Raw genomic sequence first — 22254 nt, 5'->3', positions numbered from 1 at the left:
TTGTGATGTCAATCACGAACATGTCAGAGCAGGAAAATGTTTCGAACAAAGCTGGTAATTGCCCGACACCGTCAAGCTGAACGGTTCAGACGACGGCGGTGGCGGCAGACAGACCGAATACCAGGGCTGAGGCGAGGCCACCGGCGTACGCCCGGTTCCACAATCCGCCGGTGTCGGAGCCAGCCGCAAACAGTCCAGGGATGGGCAGTCCGGCAGCGTCCAGAACGCGGGCTTGCGTGTCGATCCGAATCCCATGAAACGGGAAGGTGACCGCGGGAACCGTTTCGATCACGTAGTAGGGCCCCTCGAGTAAGGGAGCGCGATCGAGTTTACGGCCCGGAACCAGTTCTGCACCCTGGGAGGCCGCCTCGTTGAACTTCGTGATCGCCGCAGCGATCGCCGCTCCGTCGTATCCCCATTCCTCCGGCAAATACTCGAGTTCCTCGAGGTCCTCAGCCAGGCCGACCCTGCCGCCACGCTTGCTGGCAAGTTCGAATTTGTCAACGGCCACAGCACCTTCGACATACGACGCGACCATCCAGTCACGGTGCACGCGCGCGTCGGCAATCAGCAGGCCTCGGCCCTGCGGCTGTTCGAGAAGAGCCATCGTGGTGAGGTGATCGCCGAGCGTTTCGTCGACGAATCGTTCGTTGTCAAGACTGAAGAGAAGAGCATGCTCGCTGTAGTACAGCGACATGTCGACGAAGTCTGCGGGATCGGCAAGTTCCACACCGCTCGGAATCAAATGCCCGTAGAAGCCGGCATTCTCGACGCCGGTCGACGCGCCGACCTCGATCGCGAGGCGGTAACCTTCGCCGCAACTGTGTGGGTTCGAGCGCAAGGCCATCCGGCCTGCGTCCGGGTGGACGTGCTGAGCGAGCAATTCCTTGTTGCCTTGGAATCCGCCGGTTGCCAGGAGGATCTGGCCGGCCCGAATCTCGCGCGCGGGTTCGGTACCCGTACGTACCACGGCGCCGCGGACGGCACCGTCCTCGAACAGGAGCGCTTCGGTCGCGGTATCGAACACTACCGATCCGCCGGCGTCGAGGACGATTCGCTTGCAGGTGTCGACGTAGTGGTTGGTGTCGAATCTGTGCCCGCGGCCGAAGCTCAGAATGGGCTGCGCCGGGTCGACGTCAATGCCAATCGAGCGGATCCACTCGACACCGACATCAAAGCTGTCGACGAGGTGGCGCTTGAGAGCTTCGTCGCCCCTCGGGTTCTGTTCGGCCATGACGTCGTGATTCGGTGCACTCCAGGCGTATCCAGCGAATCGCGCCGAACCTCCGACGTCGGCGCTGATCTCGATCAAGCACACTCGCCTGCCTGCTGCGGAAGCTTTTGCCCCAGCGGTCAATCCGGCCATTCCCGCACCGATTACCAGCAGATCGTATTCATTGCTACTCAACTTGACTCCAATTGTCCGGCGCCGGTGAGCGCCTTCCGTTCTAATTGAACTGACCTCAATTTGATTACAGTAGAAGCGTAGCGAGGAGTGAGTCAATCGGTGTCACTGCCGACATGACGCTTGCGTTGTGGGCTGAGTCACTCTAATGTGAACTGAATTAGGTTTGATTTTGTGTCGGCAAGTACCAGAAACGGAGCAGCTCGCATGATCCCTCAGGTTTTCAGAACAACCGTGGCACTCGCCGCGGTGGCGCTCGCGTTGACGGCGTGTAGCAACGCTCCCGCTGCCCCGTCAGAGCCGGTTTCAGGTTCGTGGGACGACGTCGTTGCTGCGGCCAACAACGAGGGAAAGGTCACGATTTACTCGACCCAGGCGGCGCCCCGACTCGCGGCCCTGGAAACTGCCTTCGAAAAGGCCTACCCCGCAATCGATCTCGAGGTCGTCCGCGGAGTCGATTCGGATCTGCTTTCCAAGATCGATGCCGAAAGCAAGTCCGGCAAGGGAATCGGAGACCTCGCGGTGATCACCGACGTGTCGTGGATGAATACTGTTAAGGATACAGACAAGGCGACCAAGCCGATCGGGCCGAGTTTCGACACCCCGGACTATCGCCGGGATACAAGCATCGTCTCGGACAAGTACTTCCTCGAAGGGGCAGTGATCCTGGGATTCGGCTGGAACACCGACCTGCTGCCCGGCGGTGTCTCTTCCCCGGCAGATCTTCTCGCTCCTGAGCTTAAGGGCAAGGTCGGAATCGTCAGTCCGTCAACGTCACCGACATACCTGGACTTCTACTCCCACATCGAGAAGTACTACGGCGGCAGGGAGTATCTGGAGAAGCTAGCCGACCAGAACCCGCGCATCTATCCGAGCAATCAGCCGCTCGCTCAGGCACTCGCTTCCGGTGAGATCGCCGCCGGTTTAATGGCCGATCCGATGTTGGCATCCAAGGAGTCCGGGGCACCGGTTGAATGGTCTGCCGGAGAACATATCTGGGGAGCGCGTTGGTACGGTCTGACTCTCGGCTCGTCGCCGCATCCGAATGCCGCGCAGGTATTGGCCGACTTCATGGTCACCCGGCCCGGCCAGGAGGCCACGTCGGTCGGTTACAGCTCGGTGTTGCCCGACATCGAAGGTTCGATCGCGAATGCTCAAGAGGTTCCCGATCAGAACACTGAGGTGACCACGGGTGACGGCGCCGCGCGTTACCGCGACGAGCTCGAAGCCCTGTTCAACTGAACTGCTTGACAACCGTTCCATGTGCACGTGTTCTACTCGTAATACCCGCGGCCGCCAAGCGGATCGACGGGACTGAAAGGTGTATTCGATGTCTGATCGGCAGTTCGAGGGCCAGGTCGCAGTGGTAACCGGCGCAGGTTCCGGAATCGGCGCTGCCACAGCGCGTCTGCTCGCTGACCGGGGCGCCGTGGCGGTGTATCTGTGCGACGTCAACGAAGCTGCGGTAACCGAGGTAGCAGCGTCTGTGGTCGGTGGCCAGGCCATCGGTTTGGATGTCGGCAATTCGGCGCAGGTGACCCAGGCTTTCACGAGAGTGATCGCCGAGCAGGGTCGGGTTGACGTCGTCGTCCATGCCGCCGGCGTCGACGACCCGAAGAGTAAACAGCGCATCTACGAGGCAGCTGAGCGTAATGAACCGGTTGACGTTCTCACTCACCTCGAGGACGAAGATTGGCGACGCGTCATGTCGATCAACCTCGACGGTACGTTCTTCATACTCCGCGAAGCAGTCCGGGCGATGAAACCAGCCCGCAGCGGCGCCATCGTGACGGTCGGCTCGTCCTCGGCGTTCGACACGCTTGTCGGCTACCCACACTACTCAGCTTCGAAGGCCGGAGTTCATGCGGTAAGCCAGGCTGTAGCTAAAGAGGTTGCGCCCTTTGGCATCCGGGTTAACACGATCGCTCCGGGACCGGTCGACACGGGAATGGCCAGTCGCACTCCGGCCAACCTTCGCGCTGCGATGACACAGGACGGATTCCGCGGTTACGCAACCGCCGAGGAATTGGCAGATAACATCCTGTACCTGGCGTCGCCGGGTGCCGCCAACGTCGTCGGGGCCGTACTACTGAGCAACGGTGGTAGATTCACCGTCTGATCGGGGTCAGTTCCGTAGAAATGCCCGGTTTTGCACGTCTTCCGAAGACGTGCAAAACCGGGCATCGTGCTTTGTCAGAATAGCTTCGGCTCGACAAGTACTCGGGTTTGCGGCGCTAAGACAAGATATTCGGCCAATTTCGTCCGCACCCGGTTCTCGGGAACGGTCAGTCGCTCGGTCTCCTGAGCGAGGTACTCAGACCAATCACGGAACGTACAGTGTTCAACGTAGATGTCGGGCTCGTTTGCCGATCGCGACACGCTCCAGCGCAGTGCACCAAGACGTCGCCGGGAGAGTTTGAGTTCGTGCACGTTGTCGAGAAATTCTTCCGTACGGCCAGGGAGCACGTGATAGGTGGTCTCGACGATCACGCGCAGACCGGAGTATTCGGCATTAGCGGCCAAGGGATCCGGTGCCCCGGTCAGTTCGGGGGCAATCGCCTCACTCGGCATGATCCCGCGGCGAAGTGTCTCGAACACCGAGACGAACATCAACAGTGCGGCCAGTAGCACGGCGGGAACGAGGCCGAGCGAGTCGGCAAGGACGCCCCACAACAGGGCGCCGATCGCCTGGCTCCCCTGAAACATCAACATGACGAAGGCGATAACACGCGCCTTGATCCATCGGGGAACCACGGCATGAGCGGCGATCATCCAGGTGCTCTGAACCCCAACCCACGCGGCGCCAACCACTACAAGAACGGCAAACATCGCGCTGACCCACGGGATCACGACCAAACCGACCAGAACGAGCGCATATGCACCCGAGCCTAGCGCCACGAAGTGATTCCAACTCATCCGCGCGCGCAGCGGCATCAGCAGGATCGTACCGAGCACGGCGCCGATTCCGATTGCGCCGGAGAGGATTCCGAACCCGAACGTGCTCACCTGCAACCGATCATGCGCGACCAGCGGCAGAAGCCCCCACAGACAACTCGCCGGGATCCCGAACATGGTCAGTCGCAGCAGCAATCGCCTGGTCCAGCGGGAATGGCGAATGAAGCGCACGCTTCCTGCCACCGCCTGGCCTATCGAATTGTGTGCTTCGACCCGCCCGGTCGATGCGGGTACCGTCCGCGCCGCGACGAAGACGCAGACGGCGAACAGAGCGGCAGTCAAGGCGAAAGCCGAAGTCGATCCCCAGCCGGCGAGAACGGCACCGCCGATAACCGGCCCGACCGCGCGAGCGCCATTGAAGACGGCGCCGTCGATCGCAGGAACCACCGCCATCATCTCGCGGCTGACTATGTTGGGCAGCAACGCCTGCCAGACGATAGCGACGGACGCCAGACCTGCGCCGGCGACGAAGACCGCGAGCATCAAAATCGGAGTTTTCGCCAAGCCCAACTGCTGCAGTACCGCCAGCAGGATCGTCGACGCAGTCAACGCCATTGCGGTTCCGACGAACAGTAGTCGATGGCTGACGAACTCGGCCATCGCGCCGATCGGCAACGCCAACAGGAAGAACGGCAAGCTGGCGGCGAACTGCACCATCGATACCGTCGTCGCAGACTCGCCGGTTTCGGTGAACGTCCACTGCACTGCAAGTACCAAAATCCATACTCCGACACTTGCGCACAGTTGAAATCCCAGCATCATACGTAGTCGCCTGATGCGCAGTGGCGCAAAGATGCTCACTGTCCGATCGCTATCCATGATGTCCCTCTCGATCAACGAACAATAACCTAAACTTAATTCAGTTAGGGTTGAATTCGTGCTAGTTTCGGCATGATCACGTCGCACTGGTTTTACGTGCGGTGCGCGGTAGTTCCCATCTGTTCGAAAGGCCTCAGTCATCACCATTCACAATCGAGTTGTGTGCCTCGCCTCGCGTCCGGCTGGTCGTCTGGTGCCGGATAATCTCGCGATCGTCGATGCCGAAGTGCCCCCGTTGGCACCAGGCGAGGTTTTGATCCGAAACACGTGGCTGTCGATAGACCCGTCGATTCGACTGCGGCTCAATGCGGCAACGCCTTCGGGATACTTACCGCCGCTGGTTCCCGGAGATCCTTTGGTCGGTCTGGCGCTCGGTACCGTCGTCGAATCTCGGAGTCCGGAATTCGCTGCCGGTGAGCTGGTCTCGCACATGTTCGGTTACCGCACCTACGCGGTGGTCGCCGCGGGCGGTGAAACTCTCGGTGGTGCCGGGGGGTTGACGAGGATCGACCCAGGCGAGTTTGCCCCGGAATGGTACCTCGGTCCGTTGGGCAGTGCGGGGCTGACCGCCTACGTAGGTCTTTTCGAGATTCTCGAGCTCAAACCCAAAGACGTGCTGTGGGTTTCGGCAGCAGCCGGCGCCGTCGGGAGTATTGCGGTGCAATTGGCGACATTGCGGGGCAACACGGTTGTCGCTTCTGCAGGAGGCCCGGAGAAAGTCGAGTACCTCAGGAATGCGCTCGGCGCCTCGCACGCGATCGACTATCGGGCCGGCGACCTGAAAAAGCAACTGGCCGAAGCTGTCCCCGACGGTATCGACGCCTACTTCGACAACGTCGGCGGAGATCACCTGGGGGCGGCCCTGAATCATCTCCGGCCCGGCGGGCGCGTCGCGATGTGTGGAGCCGTCTCGACCTACGACACGGACTCCCCCGCCCCCGGGCCTACCAATCTCTTTCAAATCACCGCAAAGAGCTTGCAAATGAGAGGTTTTCGCGCAGGAGCGTATGACGGGCTTTACGCGGACTTTCGTTCAGAAGTCGGCGGGTACCTCACCGCGGGTATGATGACGTACCAGGAGACGGTATTCGAGGGACTCGAACAAGCCCCCGCCGCACTCGTCGGAATGCTCAACGGCCGTAATACCGGAAAGACTTTGTGTCGACTGTAAGCCTTCCGACTCCGGGCCGCCACGGGCCAGCCAATCTAGATCCACACGCGCTGAGTCCGCCGACTCCTCGTCCGGGTCCCCGTTGAAGAATTCGGATATCGAACGAGCAATTCGTCGTCGGACTCGTCGATATCGTCGGCATCGGCGAACACCGAACGCGTGAGAGAGGAAGCGAAGGTGTCCCTGATCAAATGCCGTTGACGATCGGGCGGAAAACCCGGGAATGCGAAATATCGCACGGCCGCACGCTGTTCCTCCGTTAGAAACGACTACCTCAGTTGGTGTCACGACGTCGCGGGGGGGTGGAGCCCGATATTCCATCATCTCCAAGACCTGCCGAGCATGGGAGGCCTTTGTCTTCCCCAAATAATTCGACAGCGAAAGCACATTCGTCCGCTTTAACCGTCACGGCCGAAATGCTAGGAACTCCGGCCGCGGCGCCGTTCCCGAGAACGGCTTCCCGAGCGAATTCTCGACACTGTTGAAAACCACGAAGATGTTCGCTCTCGGCACCGGGGAGATGTTTCCTGACGATGCATGTAGAAGGTTGCTGTCGAACACAGTCATCGAACCCGCATCCCCCGTCAACACCTCTATTCCGTGGCGGGCGTAGAGCGTGGTGATCATCTGCTCGGAAGGAACACCGACCCGAGGCACTTCCTCGACCAAGGACTCCTCGAAGTAGCGGTCCGGCGTCGCCCCCGCGCACTGCAGGAAAGTTCGATGCGATCCGGGCATCACCATCAAAGGCCCATTGAAAAAATGATTATCGGTCAACGCAATTGACGCGCTCACCGCCCGGGGAGCCGGCATCCCGTCCTCTGCGTGCCACGTCTCGAAATCGGCATGCCAGTAGAACGCTCCGCCGCGGAAACCGGGCTTGTAATTCAACCTGCTCTGATGAACGTAGACCTCCGAACCGAGGATCTCGCGTGCGAGGGCTGCTGCCCCGGACTCGTCTACTGCCGCGCGCACCACCGGACTCAAATTCACGATATCGAAGATCGATCTGACCGCCGAGGAAGTTTTTTCCCGCACGATCCGCTCGTCGCCGACAAGTTCGGGTGCGGTTCCCAAACGTTGGACTTCACTCAGGCACCGTTGCACTGAGCTCGCATCAAGGACACCACGACGAACCGTGAACCCGTTCTCCTCGACATCGCGATGCTTCACTCGCATCTGCTCGCTCCACACAATCGGGTCGACACGGTCCAACTCGGTCGGGACGGTCGAGATCCGTGTGGCGTAACGATCAACAGTGACAACCATCAGTGTGAATTCTCCTACTCGTTGCTCGAACCGCGACGACAGCAGATGCGGCGCAACACACACGTGCGCACTTTCAAAACTTGCATCTACCGTGCGTCGAAAGGTCTTTCGTTTATAACACCGCGAGCAACACATACCCAAACATGTTGGAAAACAACAGCTCTTATCCAACCGTGCACGAATACGCGATCCACGGACTGGGCCGCTGCAAAAACGCAGTGGCGGGCCCTGATGTCGCCCTAGTCGGACGGGGCGCAACGGACTGCGCACAACATGTGGCGCGGTTCCGGGTTTTCGGAACACGACCGAACTCGGTACCGATCTGGCGTCGATCACAAGAGGTGGCCGAAGCCTGGAAATGCTGGGTATCCTCCGGCGGTAGAGCACCCCAACCCAGGCTTGACGCAGCAACTGTCACAGCCTCGGTCGAGTCTGGTCAGCTCCGTCCGGTCGAGGGCACAATGATGACCTACCCAGCGCCCTCACGAGCTCAGGTGCTCAGTGCGTTCTCAGATCGATGGGTGACACTTAATCCGAAGTCCTTGTTAGACAAAGGATGTGGGAATAATTCTGGAACTAGCGCCCGCAGAGGCCTCTGCTTCCGGACCTGAATATCGCCCTGGACTTGGCGTGCGCCAATCCCCTCCCCACCGAACTCGAGCATTCCGCGGGCCCGACCATCCGGCACCCCATTTACGGCGCCTCACGCGCCGAGCGCATCACCGGCATCCATCCAAGGCACTACAACGATCAGATAGCGAACCCCCGAGGATCCGAACCAAATCGTCACCACAAGCAATAATTCGTTTCGAGGACCAGTACCGGACAGTGATTTCAGCCAAACATGATGCTCATCATCGACCACGAAAAAGATTGTCATCGAAAGGAACCCATGAAGACAGAAATCAGTTGCGGGCCCGCATTCGCGCTGGCCGAAATCAGCGTCCCCGCCGGCGGATCCGTCCGTGTCGAAGCAGGAGCAATGGCGATGATGCGGGGCGACATCTCGATCACCACCTCGACCCGAGGCGGCTTCATGAAGGGACTCCGCCGATCTCTGGGTGGGTCGAGCTTCTTCGTCAACGATTTCGGCAGCGACCAAGGAGGTGTCGTCGGCGTCGCCGGCGCACTACCAGGCGACATAGTCGAAACCACCATCAACGAAGAGACACCGCTGCTCGTCCAATCCGGCTGCTGGCTTGCATCAGACCCAACCGTCGACGTCGACTCCAAATGGGGCGGCAGCAAGGGATTCTTCAGCGGAGCCGGACTTGTCCTGCTGCGATGCAGCGGAACAGGCGAGATCCTGCTCTCCAGCTACGGCGCCATCCGCCCGATTACCCTCACTACGGGGGAAACCATGACACTCGACTCCGGCCATGTCGTCGCATTCGACGAATCCGTCCAGTACCGCATCCGCAAAGCCGGCGGCTGGAAATCGATGATCCTCGGCGGCGAGGGCATCGTCACCGAATTCACCGGGCCAGGCCGAATTTGGATGCAAACCCGCAGCGCAACAGACCTCGTCGACTGGCTCCGCACCCGAATGCCATCGAACAGCACCAGTAGCAACAGCAACAACAGCTGAGTCCTGAACGCAACAAACAAGTCGACGGCAGTCTCCGGGGGCGACATGCCCCCCGCGTCCGTTCCGGACACCGATCTTCGCGATGTTGCGTTGCGGCCCAAGGTCCAACGAACCCGGAACAGTCGACATGTCATTTTCTCGTTGGACAGGTCAGGCCCTCGCCTTCCAGCGAGGGCCTGACCTGAGGACATGTTCGGTGCCGGTCGGAGGCGCCACTTCTTCCGGCTACCTACCTACAGCGGTGCAGTGATCGGGGCCTCAGGCGCATGCGTGACGGAGGTACGCCCGGTCTCGAGGTATTCGGTGACGGCCTGATCGATCACGGCGTTACCGCCCTGGATGCCGGCGCCGTGATCGCCGCCTTCCACGGTGACCAGGTTCGCCCCCATGTCGCGGGCTAGCTGCACCCCACCCTGATACGGCGTCTGCGGGTCGCGCAGCCCCTGCAGAACGAGCGGCGCCGTCGCCAGCCCCCGGTTGCTCAGCTCGGGCAACGCGGTTACGGGCGGCGCACCGGCGCAGAAGGTCCCGGCACTGTAGCCATACCCGATGAGCTCGAAGAGATCTCCGGTGATGAAGGTCGAGAAGAGCCAACCCGGGATACGATCCGGCCGATCCGCGACACTGTTCTCGTTACACAACATCAGTGATTGCATCATCTGGGACTGAGCAATTCGCTCCAACTCCAGCTCCGATATGTCGTTCATCCCAGCACCACTGGGAATCGCGTCGACACCGTCGCGGACTACCCGGGCCATGAGCGGCCAACTGTTCCGAGCTGGAAGCACCTGCCGCGTCATCACGTAGATACTCGACGACATTTGCGTGTGCGACGGATCGGCGAGTCCCCGAATGAATGCCTCGAACTGAACGCGCGCCGGCCCAGTCAGATCGACCCCGCTGCGGTAGGCATTCGCGAGTGCTTCGAGGCCGGGCGGTACGTCACCGATTTGCGAAGGCGGCGGCGCAAGCGTCGGGTTACCACCGGCCTCCGCGACAATCCGGTCTGACCATCGCTGGTAGACCTTCAACGGCGTCTCGCCAAGTCCGTAGGTGTCGTTGTTGGCGGCGATCCAATCCATGAGGTCGTAGAAGCGAGCTTTGTAGCCGTCGTTCTGCTGCCACAACACGTCGTTCCACAACCAATTTTGGTCGACCGCGGAATCGAGAACCATGCGACCGGTGTGCTGCGGGAAAAGCGTCGCGTACGTAGATCCGAGAATTGTGCCGTAGGACAGACCGTAAATGTCGATGACATCCTCGCCGAGCGCAACGCGGACCTGCTCCCAGTCCCTCGCCGTGTTCTCGGTAGTCAGGTGCGCAGTGGCGCCCGGCGCACCTGCCTCGCATGCATTTCGTGCCGCAGCCCCACCGAAACCGAAGCCTGCCACCGTCGCCAGCTCAGGGCCCACTGCGCACGAAAGCGCGCCGGCGTACGGGAGTCCGCGCGGTTGAACTCCGATCACGTCCCACTGTGCGCGAATCGCGTCGGGCAGGACGTCGACGAACATTCTGTTCGAGCCGATCGCGTCTCCACCAGGTCCTCCGGGATTGGTGAACAGCACGCCTTTGCGCGAGCCCGGATCTTCGGCGCGGTGCCGGGTGACGAGCACGTCGATCGTGCCGGCGTCAGGTTCTGCGTAGTTGCGGGGAACGGTGACCGAAGCACACTGATCGGATGCCGGATCGAGCTGATATTCGGCTGGGCAGGACTCCCAACGAAGATCTCCACTCGGTGCCGGCTCCGCGGCGGCGGTGGGTGCGACTCCGACGGAGATCACCGCGGTGACGCCGACGGCAAGAGTCACGAATCGACTGCGCCGTGAGAACGTTTCTTTGCGCCGCATCAAATGCAAATTCCTGTCAATCCCCGACATACTCTCGCGGCCCCCTCGTAGTCAGTGCCGTAACGGCGGTGGCACCCACCCCGCCGCTTCGCTGCCAGTATTTCAGACGCACCACTGAATTCAGGAGTCACCCTCGAAGGTGTGGGCACCGATTCCTATGCTGCTGTAGCCGACATAGCCACGTGCTCGATTGAATCACTCTGCCCGCGAAACCATCTCGCCAAACGACGCGCAGAACGCGCAATAACGCTGGCGCACTGGCCCAACTGTGAAAACCACGGATCGGTGACGGTGTGCAAAGGCCAACGGCCCGTTTCGCGGGCGATGCGCATTGCGACGCGGCGCCACGCCAGCGGCAATGTGCGATGATCGCCGCACGCCACAGCGGCTGATGATGGTGTATGCCGCCGCGCGAGTCGAAGTATGTGCGCGATCAAGGGTCGAGGCCGCTCGGAGTGAGTGCCGCGTGGGAGTCGAAGGCTTCGTCGAGGATGGTGAGCCAGTTGACAGCTCCCTCGTGCGCGCACCACTCGTCGTCGGCAAAGCTCACGATGGTGAAAGCAATTGCGGCAGTGAGTCGAACGTTCCGGTTGTCAGGGAAGGTACCTGGTCGTTTCGCCAGGACAGCTGCGACCTCGCGCTGCCATCGTTGAGCGACCAAGTGGGCACGCCCACGCAACACGGGAGTGTCAGCAACCACGCGGTGCTGACGCAGGCGGCGCTGACGCTCATCCCCGCGCACCTCGCGCACACGAAACATGCGTAACACCTGGTGGATCGCCTCGAGGTCCGGCTCGTGCGTCGGGCGCGCCTCGAGCGCGGCACAGAAGTCAGGGACCGTCCATTCGGCGTCGATGAAGAGGACTTCCTCCTTCGACCGAAAGTAGCGAAAGAAGGTGGTTACCGACACCTCGGCGTCGTTGGCGATTTCCTCGACCGTGGTTACGTCGTAACCATTTTCAGCGAACCGCTCTAAGGCGACATCAACAAGGCGATGCCGCGTAGCAAGCTTCTTGCGTTCTCGTAAACCCATAGTGACCTCAGCGTACGGTGGACTGCCCCGGACCTGCCACACACGCGGCGTCACAGACAGCATCAGCCAATTTCGCGGACCAGTGGCGCGGTTTGAGAGTGAATAAAAAAGTGGTAGTTGACTAACATTTGGTAGTTGACTTATGATTTTCACGTAGTCGAGGCCTCCACCACTACAGGACTACACGACACAACGTGCCTGAAGGGCGCCGACACTACAGACTTGGTCACTGCCTGGCTTGCCGCAGAGTGAGCGCCGGCAATGACCTATGTACCGATGCGCATCGCCACGAAAAGGAATGCGCGCCAGAGTGATCCAATCTCTGATCAACCGCATGTATCACCAGACGCGGACGCTGTAACTCAGCACCTGAATTCGGCCGATCCCCAAGAGAGGTAAAGAAATGGGTTCATCTAATCTTGCCGTCGATTCTCAAGCCCCCGATGTACACGAGAGCCGACACATGCGCATCACACCGCTAAGTGCCAACATCGGAGCACTAGTAGAAGGGGTCAGCCTCAACGCCCTCAGCGAAGACGAGTTCGACGAACTGCACCAGACCTTACTGAAGCATCACGTGATCTTTCTCCGCGATCAAGACTTGTCGGAAGCGGATCACATCGGCCTCGCAAATCGGTGGGGCACTCCGATGGCCAACCCGGTAGCGAAACTCCACGGCGACGAAACAGTCCTACATTCCGTCGAAAACAACGCGAAAAAGCCGCCGCTTGCAGACGGATTCCATACCGATCTCACCTACTGGCCGGAGCCACCTAACCTGGCCATCCTCTACGCGCTCGATATCCCCACAGTGGGGGGCGATACCCTCTGGGCCAGTCTGTACGCCGTCTACGACAGTCTGTCTGACGAAATGAAGCGAGTGTGCCAGGACTTGCGCGCATTGCATAAGCCCTCCGACCACTTTATTCAGGCAAATGTGGCCATGTACGGAGCTGAATCCGAGCAGGTGATCCGGCAGAATCTTCAGGGCGCGATTCTTCCGTTCGTCCGTACCCACGAAGAGACTGGGCGTCAAGCCTTGTTCCTGAGCTCCTTCATCGATCACCTTGTGGGCATGCACAGGCCGGAGAGCGATGCACTTCTCGGTTACCTGAGCAATCTCGTCAATAATCCGAATTATGCGGTTCGGTGGCGTTGGCGAGCGGGCGACGTCGCGATTTGGGATGAGCGCTGCACGAATCACCGCGCGCTTTCGGATCACTACCCTCAGTACCGGCTGATGCGCCGCTGCACGGTCGAAGGAGGGCGGCCCTTCTACCGCCCTGACGGAGCGTCGGAACCCTTGTTTGAAGGAACCTTCGCCTGACAACGATTCACCCTTTCAGGCGGACACCGCACAATGTCTCAATTGCGGGCGCGAGGTCGGACCGTGCCGAGATGCACGGTACACCTTGCCCCGAGATATCGTCCGAACTTGTAAACCACCGGTCACGAGCCTGTCGGGAACAGGTCGACGTCCTTGAGCTGCAACAGATTTAAGCCAAATGTGCTGCCAGACAACAGCCGGAAAGAGGTGAATTCCAGATGGAACGAATGGAAACATCAATTGACGTCAACTATGTAGGCGCCCTCGCTACACCAGTACAACGCGACGGCGAAGAACTGACCCGAAGAATTTTGGAAACAGACACCTTCCGCACAGCGATAAGAAGCGTCGAAATGCTCTACGCGGCCGACCCCCAGGGCTCGACACCGGCAGGACAAGCGACGATCGGCAGAGCTGCCCATTCCCTGGCCACCGCAGCGACCCAATATGCCATCTGCTCGGACCCGGAAATTCCGATGCTCATGTGGGGCGTAACCGCTCCACACGAGTTTCAAGGACTGAGTTCCCCAAGGTCCGGTTTCGGAATCGAGAACCCGGACAACGTTTACCGGCACACAGCGGTATCAGGGTCCTCGACATATGAGATCCGCGGGAAGATCAACTACCCGAGACCCACCGAGCAACACTTCGAGCTGCGCGACGCCATTCCTGGGACCACCTCCCTCACCGCCGAAGGCGGCACACAACTCGCAGGGTTGCACAGCGACGACATCGCGGTCGAAGCGGACGGGTCTTTTGTCATCACTCTGGACGCCCAGCCCGCCAACGGGCGGACCAACCACGTCCGGATCCCTGCAAAGCAAGATTCGTTCTTGATTATTCGGGACCTCCTCGACGACTGGTCAAGGGAGAATGTTGTCCGCCTCGATCTGGTTCGGACTGCAGGTCCTGCGGCTCGCGAACCGCGAAGCTTGGAACAACTCACTACACGTTCGGTAGAGTTGCTGACGCAGATGGCGCCGTTCTGGCTCGACTACTTCAACAAGTATTTCTATAGCGAGGCAACAAATTACGTGCGCCCGGCGCGTCAGCGTCCCGCAGGTCGCGGACTCTCGACGGGGGGATGGTTCGACGTGAACGATGGAGAAGCGTTGGTCGTCACCGTCGATCCACTGGGTGCTGCGTCCCTCGGCATTCAACTCTCCGACCCGTGGGGAGTGGCGTACGAGTACATCGATCGAACAAGTAGCTTGAATACCGTTCAGGCAGAGCCCAATCCGAATGGTACGTACTCGTTTGTCATTTCCCGTGAGGATCCCGGCGCCTACAATTGGCTCGACCCCGAAGGGCACAACTCGGGAATGGTTGCAGTCCGCTGGCAATCCCTGCCAGTCAACGCCCCCGTCGAGTTGGCCATCCGGCGCTCCGAAGTTGTCAAACTGGATCAACTCAGAGAGCGTCTACCGGCAGGTACTTCCTTCATCACCGCGCAGCAGCGTGAACACCAGCAGACCTTCAGAGCCAGCAACTTCTTGCGTCGATACACCGACTAACGCACTTGCAGGCTAAGGAAAATAGCCCAAGATCGAGCGATATCGATTTCGATGGAACGTTCCTCACTATGAGCGGCACGTCCGACATCGATGTGTCGGTCGAAGTGGACCGTTGAGCTATTGTCGTTCCCCGCCTTGGGAACTGCGTATGATTGGCCGATCACTTCCACAAACACATTCCTTGATCGTCACATAGATCTCACGATCGACAACTGCAGCGGGCAACAGAACTTGTCTCACAGGCGATACACGAGTGCAGCCCGAAATTTGCGTGCTCGCAACAGAACCCGGCTGTCCGCCAGGTTCCGGTCAGCGGGACAACTCAACCGCCACCATGGTGCACATCACACAATAGGGAATCTTCGCTGAAGATTTCACTCATCCTTCCACTTGGAGGCGTCCCAATGACTCGTAGCTCCCTTCGTCGTCCGCGCAGATTGACGGCGGCTACCCTGGCGATCACCGCAAGCATGTTGCTCGCTTCGTGCGCAAACAGCGAATCAAACGGCGGTGCAGGGGAATCCGCAGATTCAGGTTCCGCGCTCGAGATCGGCATGGTCAACGAACAAACAGAGCCCGGCACGCCCAACAAGGGTGGAACCTTGACGTTCAGCGGCTTCTCCTCGGTGACGACACTTGATCCGGCGAAGTCTCAGGTTGCCGGAGCCGTCGGTGGCAGTGAACTCGGAGCGATCTACGACTCGCTGATGCGCTATGACCCTATCGAGAAGACATTCGTTCCGCAGTTGGCACAGTCCCTCGAGCCCAGCAGCGACAGCAAGACCTGGACGCTGACGCTTCGTGACGGCGTCAAGTTCAGCGACGGAACGACACTCGATTCCAAGGCAGTTGTCGACAGCATCAACCGTTACGTCAACAACAAGGGACCGCAGTCCAGCCTCTGGGCAGCCAAGGTCGCCTCCATGGACACCCCCGACGCAACGACGGTCATCTTCAACCTCGTCGATCCGTGGACCGGCATTCAGTCGTTGCTCTCCACCGGCCCCGGAATGATCGTCGCCCCGACCGCGCAACAGGGTGATCAGTTCACCCCGATCGGCGCCGGCGCATTCACCCTCGAAAAGTTCACTCCCAACGAGGAACTGCTGCTCGCAGCGCGTCCTGACTACCACGGCGGCGCACCGAATATCGACAAGCTCAAGCTCATCAGCATCGTCGGAGCTCAGCCCACCGCCGAGGCCCTCAAGACCGGTGGCATCGACGCGGCATACATGCGCACACTCACCCCGATCCTCGATCTGATCGAGTCCGGCTACCCGGGATTCATCGACATCCCGTCGCTCGGCTACATCGCAAACGTCAACATGGCCGAAGGTCGCCCCGGCTCGGACCTTCGTGTGCGCCAGGCAATGGCACTGGCCATCGACCCCGAAACGCTCAACACCCGCGTCAACAACGGCAACGGCCTGCCCGGCCAGGAAATCTTCCAGGACACCTCCCGCTGGCACAACGACGTCGCCCCGACCGGTGTGGATCCGGCCAAGGCCAAGGAACTGCTCGATCAGGCCAAGGCAGACGGCTACGACGGCAAGGTCACCTTCCTCTCCATCCAGGAGCCGTCCTCACAGGCAACAGCCCTTGCTGTGCAGGCAATGCTCAACGCAGTCGGATTCGATGTACAAATCGAATACGTCACCAGCGCAAGCGACGTCACTAAACGCGTCTTGGTGGATCACGACTACGACATGGGAACCGGCGCGCTCAGCCTGTCCGAGGCTGATCCTTTTGAACGCCTGTATGCCAATCTCAAGACAGGTGGCCGCAACAACTCCACCGGTTACTCGGATCCCCAAATGGATGTCCTACTCGATCAACTCGGAGTCGCTACCACCGACGAGGACAAGAAAACCGTCCTCGCCGAGATCCAGCAACGCGCCACAGACACTGTCCCCTGGCAGATTTGGGGCAATGTCCCCACGCTGGACGTGTGGAACAAGAACGTGCACGGCCTCCAGCAGAGCATCGACGGAATCATGTTCTTCGACGAAGCATGGAAGGAGTGATCCGGTTGGAGGCCAACAGCACAATGCCGGCTTCAATGTTCGGTAATTGCGCCTCGCCGCGCGCCCCATACCGGACTGCGTCATGACGCTGCCTGGGCGGGCTAGCGTTCCTGCAGCAGCATTCACCTACCTCGCCGACATGATCAGGGACTTCCCCGAAAAATTCGCACAACTGCCGATGCCCGACAATGCGATCGACGCCGCAGAGGGCAACCGACTGTTTCTGCGATACCTGACGATCGGGATCGAGCAATTCATCGAGTACACCGACCCCGCCTACCCGGACTTCCAGCAGAAAACCCGAGCAGGAGTGCGAAAGTTCGCGGGAGACAGCCCTGCTCAGCTATACGACTCGAGCCCCGTGTCGTCGAAGTACCAGTACATCGTCACGGGAAGCATGGCCGAGACGGAACTCATCGAACTCACCGTCTACTCAGGCGATTTGAGTGGCGCCAACAAAACACCGCGACGTCTCATCGATGCGATCACAGAAGCCGAGATCGACACCACGACGGACGGCAGCTTCACGCTCACAGTTGCCGCCGGGCATGAAGGACGCAACGGGGTAAAACTCGATACAGACGCCAGTGTCCTTTCGGTTAGGCGATATCTCCGTGATCCTCGCGTCGACAGGCCGCGGCCATTGTTCATTCGAAGAATCGGCGGGCCCGTAAATCCACCTCCCCTCACCGCCGATGCCTTGGCCACCGGACTCGAGCGCGCCGCGCAGTTCGCGTGGTTCAACACCCGAACTTGGGCACAGTGGGTGGGGACAACTAAGACCGAGAAGTTCAACGCCCTCAGCCCCATGCACGATTCGGGCGACATCTTTACCCCGGCCGGACACAAATACATGAACGGCTACTGGGCGGTGCCGCAGGGGTATGCGCTACGTATCTCCTTCACACCACCTACGGGAGCCTACTGGAGCTTCGTCCCGATGAACTACTGGATGGAGTCCCTCGAATGGCGCTTCGGCAACCGCGTCTTCGCCACCAGTTTCGATACCGAACCTGACGAAACCGGGCAGATCGAATTAGTTCTGGCGCATGATGATCCCAAGATTCCTGGCGCGACCTGGATAGAGACGCTCGGGCACAACGAAGGCACAATGGCGTTCCGATTCGCGCGCTGCCACAACGAATTACCCGAGACGACGATTGAACTCATCTGCCTAGCAAAGGACTCGGGACAGGAGTAGGAGCCGCAGGAGGGTCCGTTTCCGACGGGTCGGCGCGGCCGGCTGGCCCTGCGATACATCGCATCACAAACGCGAGATGGAACTCCCGTTTACACTCGCTATCGGACATGATGACCAGAGCGGCGGCGCCGTCATTAAAGGGGGCACGCGTTGCCGGCGGTGACAGTGCCTTCCGGACGGAACACCGGCAGGGTAGTCGTCGGTGGAAACAACGGTGCCGTCAGGCAGGGTGACCGGGTGATCTCCCGCGCGAAGAATCCTGTCTCGAGGGTCTCCCGTGCCCGAGTCGAGGCGTTCCGTCTGGTTCGACACCACCGGAACGCACTGCAACTGGTTGATCCCCGATTGGGCTGCGGTCGCCGAGGACTACGACGCAGCACACCTGAGCCTTCACGGATACCTCACCACGCCGGAATAGCAATCTCTCTGTCCGGCAACAAATGTGCGACGCTTCTGGGTGGATGGGATCCCGATCCCACATTCTGGCTGACGCCGGTGCCCTGGACATCGATGACGATGCGCGGCCGAGATCAGGCAATGCAATCCCGGATACGATATCGGCGGGATGCTATCGATAACGCGCCACGGCCGGAGCGGAGCCTCGGTGCCGCTTCGATCCGCAGATCCTTCCCATTTACGAATTCTGCTTGGCCAAGCGTCGTGAGGCCGGTTTCGACGGATCTTCGACGAGTGCTGCGGGTTCTCTTAACCTCGGCAGAGACGAAGGCGGAATCCGTGGATTTCGCTGCCGATGCAGGGTAGCTATCGGTCGGGGGCTGTGGCCGTTGATCGTCCTTGGCGCTCGTTAATCCGATCGGGAGTGTGTAGCGGCGGATTCCCAACTCACGAAAAAAGCCGCGGTGCATCGCCATCCGGTTGTTCTTCAGATCGGCCAAGAGACTCTCGATACCGACTTCGGAAAGAGGACTCCTCCCACACGAGGTCGCCACGTTGGTACGGCATCTGCAGACCCGTCTCGGTGAAGGCCTGAAACGCGAACCGACACCGCGTCGCCGGTCACATGACTAGAGTCGACCCGTATGACTGCACTCAACGCTATCGGACGTATCGGCGCCACTGCCCTTGCGACGCTCGCGATCTCCGGCTTCCTGATGTCGGGGACCGCGGCAGCGGCGCCGAGCACGGTTCCGTTCCAGGTCGACCCCTTCATCCCGCTCGTCGATCTACCCACGCCCCGCCTTGCCGCGAGCGTCGGCGAAGAACCGGGCGCCGCCGTGTTGCACGTGCGCCGCGCACCCGGGGACGGAAACCCGCACGCCGCAGTCGTCCACTGGCTAAGTCTCGGAACCGGAGCATATGGATCCGCATCGTTTCCGACGCTGGATGCTCAACCCGTCACCATCCGTCCGGGCTCGGGTCAGGTCGTCGCATACGTCGACCCCCAGGCGATCGGAACACCTGGCTTCGGCACCTTCTTCGTTCCCTGAAACCTGCGTAACCGTCAAATCATGGTCCACTCGAACTTCGCGATGTCGCCGACGGTGAGTTCAAACAGATCCTGCCCTACACGCTGCCGCAGACTCTCGGGCACGACGTCGCAGGCACCGTCACCCGGCGTACGCGCGCCAAAAGGCCGCCCGAGGAACCTCAAAGTGATCAACACGCAGAGCGAGGGCGCTGGTAGCGCATGTACAAGTATTCGGCTTCGAGCAATACGTGCCGGAGCTGCAACGCCTGGGGAACCTCGAGTGGCGGGGCAGCGATCGGCCCGGAGACTGGTTGGGGTCCCGCCAGTTTCGGGGAGAGAGTAAAGCACATGTCGTCAACGAGATCGTGGGCCACGAGGGTAGACAGAAGGGCTGGGCCTCCTTCGCAGAGCACACGCATCAACCCGCGATCCCGTAGGCCCGCGATCATCGCGACCGGATCAACATAGTCGTCCCCAGCCACCATGATCTCGACACGGGACCGCACATCGGGACCGAATGTGGCGGCCACCTGTGCACTGGTGACGACGATTGGGCGTGGCCCTTCTGCGGTGAACAGCGCGGATTTCCAGGGAAGGTCACCGCTGTGCGTGACAACCGCAACGGGCGGCAACGACACTTGCCCGCACGCGTCGCGGCGGTATCGACGGAGTTCCGCATCGAGCGTTACAGGTCCGTACCGTTCCGCGCGTATCGTTCCGGCGCCGACTAGGAGCACATCGCAGTAGGCGCGCAGGGACCTCAGCAACTGATGATCAGCAGTGTTGGAGATTGGGCGTACTCGACCGTCGAATGCAGCGGCCCCGTCGAGGCTCGAAACCATGTTCACTCGAACCCCTTCGGGGGCGTCGGCGTAGAAGTCGTGAAGGGTGCGGCCTTGGGCGTCTATGGGAAATAACGATCGCCACCGATGCACTGTCATGCGTCGTGTCCGGGTTCGAGCGCTCGAACGTCCGCGAACGTGATGTACTCGTCGAGTTCTTCAGGTGCGTAACCGGTTTCGGGTTCGAGTAGGAAAGCAACATGGTCGCCCGTGTCCACCTGTTCGAGGATGCGCCCAGCGAACCAGGCCTCGGCTTCTTCGAGAATTGGAAGCCCGAAAGGCCCATGACTCCACTCGCAGCGTGTGAACTTGTCGATATCGTCGCCCGTCGACTCCCCGAACAGCTTCGCTATCGTGTCGTTTCTGCGGGGGATGAGGTGTACGGCCAGATGCTCGGCGGCGGCAGCGAGTCGGTAGGTGTGGTTCTTGTTCGACAGACCGATGAGGAAACGCGGAGGCGAAATACTGATCTGCGAGGCGAAACCGACGAGGCACCCCGCCCGCTGGTCTCCCACCTGAGTGGTCACGACGAACATCGGATAATTCAGTGCCCCCACGATCCGCTCGAAGGCACCGCTGTCCGGCGACTGAAGGTTCTCACTCGAATCCTGCATCGTTGCTCCCTTCACTCCGCTAGCTACCCCTACGGGAGGGACAGCTAACTGCGATGTCCTTATTGCACAGCAACCCATTCTCACTGTTGCCGATTATCTATATCAGATGGTATAGATTTGAGGTAGCAAGAGATGCACATACCGATGGGCAAAAATCAGATCAGGTGCTGCCCGGCGCGGAGCATGACGTCGGGAAAATTCTCCTGGCACCCCAACACCTCGGGAGCTGGACAATGACGATGATCGGCATTACACCCGCTGAGAGCGGCACGACACGCGCTGGCAGCTCGACTGCGCGCCGCCGAACTCACTCAACGAAGCTCAGGAAGGCCTCGTTGAGCTCCCGGGGCAGCCACACCTGAATCTCTTTATCCAGTTCTACGCCGGCGAGTGAGGATAACCAATGGGCAAGTGGGTTTCCCTGCCATGGGACGTATTGCGCTTGCAATACACGGTAATTCGGTTTCCGCTGACACTTCTGGGGCGCCTGGTCGTACGCGCATTCGACACCGATGCGCCATGTCGGCTCACGTACCAACAGATGCTCGAATCGATCGACGGTACAGCGGGGACCATTCTCGGTGACCGCACCCTGGCCCGCCGAGCACAGGCAGAGATGGGGCCCACCAGCACGGAAATACCGTCGCCGACAAACTACAGTCCCCCGCCAGTGGCCTTCGATTCGGACTCACATGTACGAACCGAATCCTCCGAGGATGGACGACTGCACGCGCATCACATGGCGGATTGGCGATAGGCCTGGCCCGATCGGCACCACTTACCCGTCCAATGACATAACACCTTTGCGCCACATCGAAGTTCAGCCCACACTTCCCACCACCTTCTGACTCGAAGTCAACTTTCGGAAAAGAAATCGAGGAGGCACAGTGCCCAAGAAGAAGCCCACAAAGAACCCCCAGATCCCCGGGGTACCAGGCCCAGTAACACCGCCGCTGGAGGAACCGGCCGAGCCCAGCGCTCCGTTGCCCCCGAAAGACGATCAACGCGCCCCACAACTTCGCACTGCAACAGCCGCAGCTGTCGAAGGACCACCGTCGGCGCGCTCGCAGCAGGGCGAATATCTGACCACCGCACAGGGCGCCCGCCTTTACGACACAGACCACTCTCTCAAAGCCGGAGAACGCGGCCCAACTCTGCTCCAGGACCACCACTTACGGGAAAAGATCACCCACTTCGATCACGAGCGGATCCCCGA

General features: G+C 60.4%; 20 protein-coding genes and 1 pseudogene. 12 read left to right on the top strand and 9 right to left on the bottom strand.

The genetic code is table 11. The annotated features are described in order from the left end of the window. Nucleotides 1-85: 85 nt before the first annotated feature. On the bottom strand, nt 86-1408 hold the full coding sequence (locus R4P64_RS23740) for an FAD-binding protein (protein WP_172936472.1): 1323 nt from the start codon (nt 1406-1408) through the stop codon (nt 86-88). 204 nt (nt 1409-1612) lie between these two features. On the opposite strand from R4P64_RS23740, the gene R4P64_RS23735 reads away from it, so the two are divergent. Both R4P64_RS23735 and R4P64_RS23730 read left to right on the top strand, forming a co-directional pair. Continuing rightward, nucleotides 1613-2647 carry an ABC transporter substrate-binding protein gene (locus R4P64_RS23735; RefSeq protein ID WP_317822917.1) on the top strand — a complete coding sequence of 345 codons (1035 nt, stop codon included), beginning with the start codon at nt 1613-1615 and terminating at the stop codon, nt 2645-2647. A gap of 88 nt (nt 2648-2735) precedes the next feature. Beyond that, a complete protein-coding gene (locus R4P64_RS23730) occupies nt 2736-3524 on the top strand; it encodes an SDR family NAD(P)-dependent oxidoreductase (RefSeq protein WP_045064320.1) in 789 nt (262 codons plus the stop codon). Nucleotides 3525-3598: 74 nt separating this feature from the next. Here R4P64_RS23730 and R4P64_RS23725 read toward each other — a convergent pair whose 3' ends face one another. Continuing rightward, nucleotides 3599-5161: an MFS transporter gene (locus R4P64_RS23725; protein WP_317822916.1), complete on the bottom strand. Its 1563-nt coding sequence runs from the start codon at nt 5159-5161 to the stop codon at nt 3599-3601. A gap of 163 nt (nt 5162-5324) precedes the next feature. Between R4P64_RS23725 and R4P64_RS23720 the strand changes: the two genes are divergently transcribed. After that, on the top strand, nt 5325-6350 hold the full coding sequence (locus tag R4P64_RS23720) for an NADP-dependent oxidoreductase (protein WP_317823238.1): 1026 nt from the start codon (nt 5325-5327) through the stop codon (nt 6348-6350). A 405-nt stretch (nt 6351-6755) separates the two neighbouring features. Here the strand turns inward: R4P64_RS23720 and R4P64_RS23715 are convergent, their stop codons facing one another. Together R4P64_RS23715 and R4P64_RS23710 are read right to left on the bottom strand one after the other, a co-directional pair. Next, nucleotides 6756-7619, bottom strand: coding sequence for a phytanoyl-CoA dioxygenase family protein (locus R4P64_RS23715; RefSeq protein WP_095887967.1), 864 nt, complete (start codon nt 7617-7619; stop codon nt 6756-6758). A 703-nt stretch (nt 7620-8322) separates the two neighbouring features. After that, nucleotides 8323-8484, bottom strand: a complete 162-nt coding sequence (locus R4P64_RS23710) for a hypothetical protein (RefSeq protein ID WP_317822915.1) — start codon at nt 8482-8484, stop codon at nt 8323-8325. A 27-nt stretch (nt 8485-8511) separates the two neighbouring features. Between R4P64_RS23710 and R4P64_RS23705 the strand changes: the two genes are divergently transcribed. Next, nucleotides 8512-9207 carry a TIGR00266 family protein gene (locus tag R4P64_RS23705; protein WP_033235854.1) on the top strand — a complete coding sequence of 232 codons (696 nt, stop codon included), beginning with the start codon at nt 8512-8514 and terminating at the stop codon, nt 9205-9207. A gap of 233 nt (nt 9208-9440) precedes the next feature. On the opposite strand, the gene R4P64_RS23700 is transcribed toward R4P64_RS23705, so the two are convergent. After that, a complete protein-coding gene (locus R4P64_RS23700) occupies nt 9441-11084 on the bottom strand; it encodes an alpha/beta fold hydrolase (protein ID WP_317822913.1) in 1644 nt (547 codons plus the stop codon). A 403-nt stretch (nt 11085-11487) separates the two neighbouring features. After that, nucleotides 11488-12087: a TetR family transcriptional regulator gene (locus R4P64_RS23695; RefSeq protein ID WP_317822912.1), complete on the bottom strand. Its 600-nt coding sequence runs from the start codon at nt 12085-12087 to the stop codon at nt 11488-11490. Nucleotides 12088-12550: 463 nt separating this feature from the next. Between R4P64_RS23695 and R4P64_RS23690 the strand changes: the two genes are divergently transcribed. The 4 genes from R4P64_RS23690 (at nt 12551) to R4P64_RS23675 (ending at nt 18153) form a co-directional block, all read left to right on the top strand. Continuing rightward, nucleotides 12551-13414 (top strand): TauD/TfdA dioxygenase family protein, encoded by an 864-nt coding sequence (locus R4P64_RS23690; protein WP_317541010.1) that lies wholly within the window; start codon nt 12551-12553, stop codon nt 13412-13414. A 218-nt stretch (nt 13415-13632) separates the two neighbouring features. Then, nucleotides 13633-14928: a DUF1214 domain-containing protein gene (locus tag R4P64_RS23685; protein ID WP_317822911.1), complete on the top strand. Its 1296-nt coding sequence runs from the start codon at nt 13633-13635 to the stop codon at nt 14926-14928. 404 nt (nt 14929-15332) lie between these two features. Beyond that, the gene (locus R4P64_RS23680; RefSeq protein ID WP_317822910.1) at nt 15333-16952 is read left to right on the top strand and encodes an ABC transporter substrate-binding protein; all 1620 of its coding nucleotides are present in this window, start codon (nt 15333-15335) and stop codon (nt 16950-16952) included. Nucleotides 16953-17034: 82 nt separating this feature from the next. Next, the gene (locus R4P64_RS23675; protein WP_317822909.1) at nt 17035-18153 is read left to right on the top strand and encodes a hypothetical protein; all 1119 of its coding nucleotides are present in this window, start codon (nt 17035-17037) and stop codon (nt 18151-18153) included. Nucleotides 18154-18241: 88 nt separating this feature from the next. On the opposite strand, the pseudogene R4P64_RS23670 reads toward R4P64_RS23675, so the two are convergent. Beyond that, nucleotides 18242-18470, bottom strand: a pseudogene (locus R4P64_RS23670) (acetyl-CoA C-acyltransferase); the annotation flags it as partial. Between R4P64_RS23670 and R4P64_RS23665 the strand changes: the two are divergent. Together R4P64_RS23665 and R4P64_RS23660 are read left to right on the top strand one after the other, a co-directional pair. Beyond that, entirely contained in the window at nt 18431-18571 is a 141-nt protein-coding gene (locus tag R4P64_RS23665; protein ID WP_162487716.1) for a hypothetical protein, read from the top strand. The pseudogene R4P64_RS23670 and the gene R4P64_RS23665 overlap by 40 nt on opposite strands. A 622-nt stretch (nt 18572-19193) precedes the next feature. Further along, the gene (locus R4P64_RS23660; protein WP_095886917.1) at nt 19194-19601 is read left to right on the top strand and encodes a hypothetical protein; all 408 of its coding nucleotides are present in this window, start codon (nt 19194-19196) and stop codon (nt 19599-19601) included. A gap of 169 nt (nt 19602-19770) precedes the next feature. Here R4P64_RS23660 and R4P64_RS23655 read toward each other — a convergent pair whose 3' ends face one another. After that, nucleotides 19771-20523 carry a pyrimidine reductase family protein gene (locus R4P64_RS23655; protein ID WP_317822908.1) on the bottom strand — a complete coding sequence of 251 codons (753 nt, stop codon included), beginning with the start codon at nt 20521-20523 and terminating at the stop codon, nt 19771-19773. Beyond that, on the bottom strand, nt 20520-21038 hold the full coding sequence (locus R4P64_RS23650; RefSeq protein ID WP_317822907.1) for a flavin reductase family protein: 519 nt from the start codon (nt 21036-21038) through the stop codon (nt 20520-20522). Before R4P64_RS23650 ends, R4P64_RS23655 begins: the two co-directional genes overlap by 4 nt. Before the next feature lie 403 nt (nt 21039-21441). Here R4P64_RS23650 and R4P64_RS23645 point away from each other — a divergent pair, with 403 nt between their 5' ends. Continuing rightward, nucleotides 21442-21795, top strand: coding sequence for a hypothetical protein (locus R4P64_RS23645; protein ID WP_317822906.1), 354 nt, complete (start codon nt 21442-21444; stop codon nt 21793-21795). A 130-nt stretch (nt 21796-21925) separates the two neighbouring features. Next, nucleotides 21926-22254: catalase (locus R4P64_RS23640; RefSeq protein WP_317822905.1), on the top strand; the 329-nt coding region annotated here is incomplete at its 3' end.

The organism is Rhodococcus sp. IEGM 1366, assembly GCF_033142425.1.
Taxonomy (GTDB): Bacteria; Actinomycetota; Actinomycetes; order Mycobacteriales; family Mycobacteriaceae; genus Rhodococcus_F; species Rhodococcus_F globerula.
Note: the sequence above shows the minus strand (reverse complement) of the source record. Positions and strands in the feature narration are given on the sequence as shown.

What these genes read in the sequence shown, in the direction of transcription:
- R4P64_RS23645 (WP_317822906.1), top strand. Translation starts at nt 21,442, where the DNA reads ATGGGCAAGTGGGTTTCCCTGCCATGGGACGTATTGCGCTTGCAATAC.
- R4P64_RS23675 (WP_317822909.1), top strand. Translation starts at nt 17,035, where the DNA reads ATGACGCTGCCTGGGCGGGCTAGCGTTCCTGCAGCAGCATTCACCTAC.
- R4P64_RS23685 (WP_317822911.1), top strand. Translation starts at nt 13,633, where the DNA reads ATGGAACGAATGGAAACATCAATTGACGTCAACTATGTAGGCGCCCTC.
- R4P64_RS23730 (WP_045064320.1), top strand. Translation starts at nt 2,736, where the DNA reads ATGTCTGATCGGCAGTTCGAGGGCCAGGTCGCAGTGGTAACCGGCGCA.
- R4P64_RS23655 (WP_317822908.1), bottom strand. Translation starts at nt 20,523, where the DNA reads ATGACAGTGCATCGGTGGCGATCGTTATTTCCCATAGACGCCCAAGGC.
- R4P64_RS23715 (WP_095887967.1), bottom strand. Translation starts at nt 7,619, where the DNA reads ATGGTTGTCACTGTTGATCGTTACGCCACACGGATCTCGACCGTCCCG.
- R4P64_RS23660 (WP_095886917.1), top strand. Translation starts at nt 19,194, where the DNA reads ATGACTGCACTCAACGCTATCGGACGTATCGGCGCCACTGCCCTTGCG.
- R4P64_RS23650 (WP_317822907.1), bottom strand. Translation starts at nt 21,038, where the DNA reads ATGCAGGATTCGAGTGAGAACCTTCAGTCGCCGGACAGCGGTGCCTTC.
- R4P64_RS23690 (WP_317541010.1), top strand. Translation starts at nt 12,551, where the DNA reads ATGCGCATCACACCGCTAAGTGCCAACATCGGAGCACTAGTAGAAGGG.
- R4P64_RS23705 (WP_033235854.1), top strand. Translation starts at nt 8,512, where the DNA reads ATGAAGACAGAAATCAGTTGCGGGCCCGCATTCGCGCTGGCCGAAATC.
- R4P64_RS23735 (WP_317822917.1), top strand. Translation starts at nt 1,613, where the DNA reads ATGATCCCTCAGGTTTTCAGAACAACCGTGGCACTCGCCGCGGTGGCG.
- R4P64_RS23700 (WP_317822913.1), bottom strand. Translation starts at nt 11,084, where the DNA reads ATGTCGGGGATTGACAGGAATTTGCATTTGATGCGGCGCAAAGAAACG.
- R4P64_RS23680 (WP_317822910.1), top strand. Translation starts at nt 15,333, where the DNA reads ATGACTCGTAGCTCCCTTCGTCGTCCGCGCAGATTGACGGCGGCTACC.
- R4P64_RS23695 (WP_317822912.1), bottom strand. Translation starts at nt 12,087, where the DNA reads ATGGGTTTACGAGAACGCAAGAAGCTTGCTACGCGGCATCGCCTTGTT.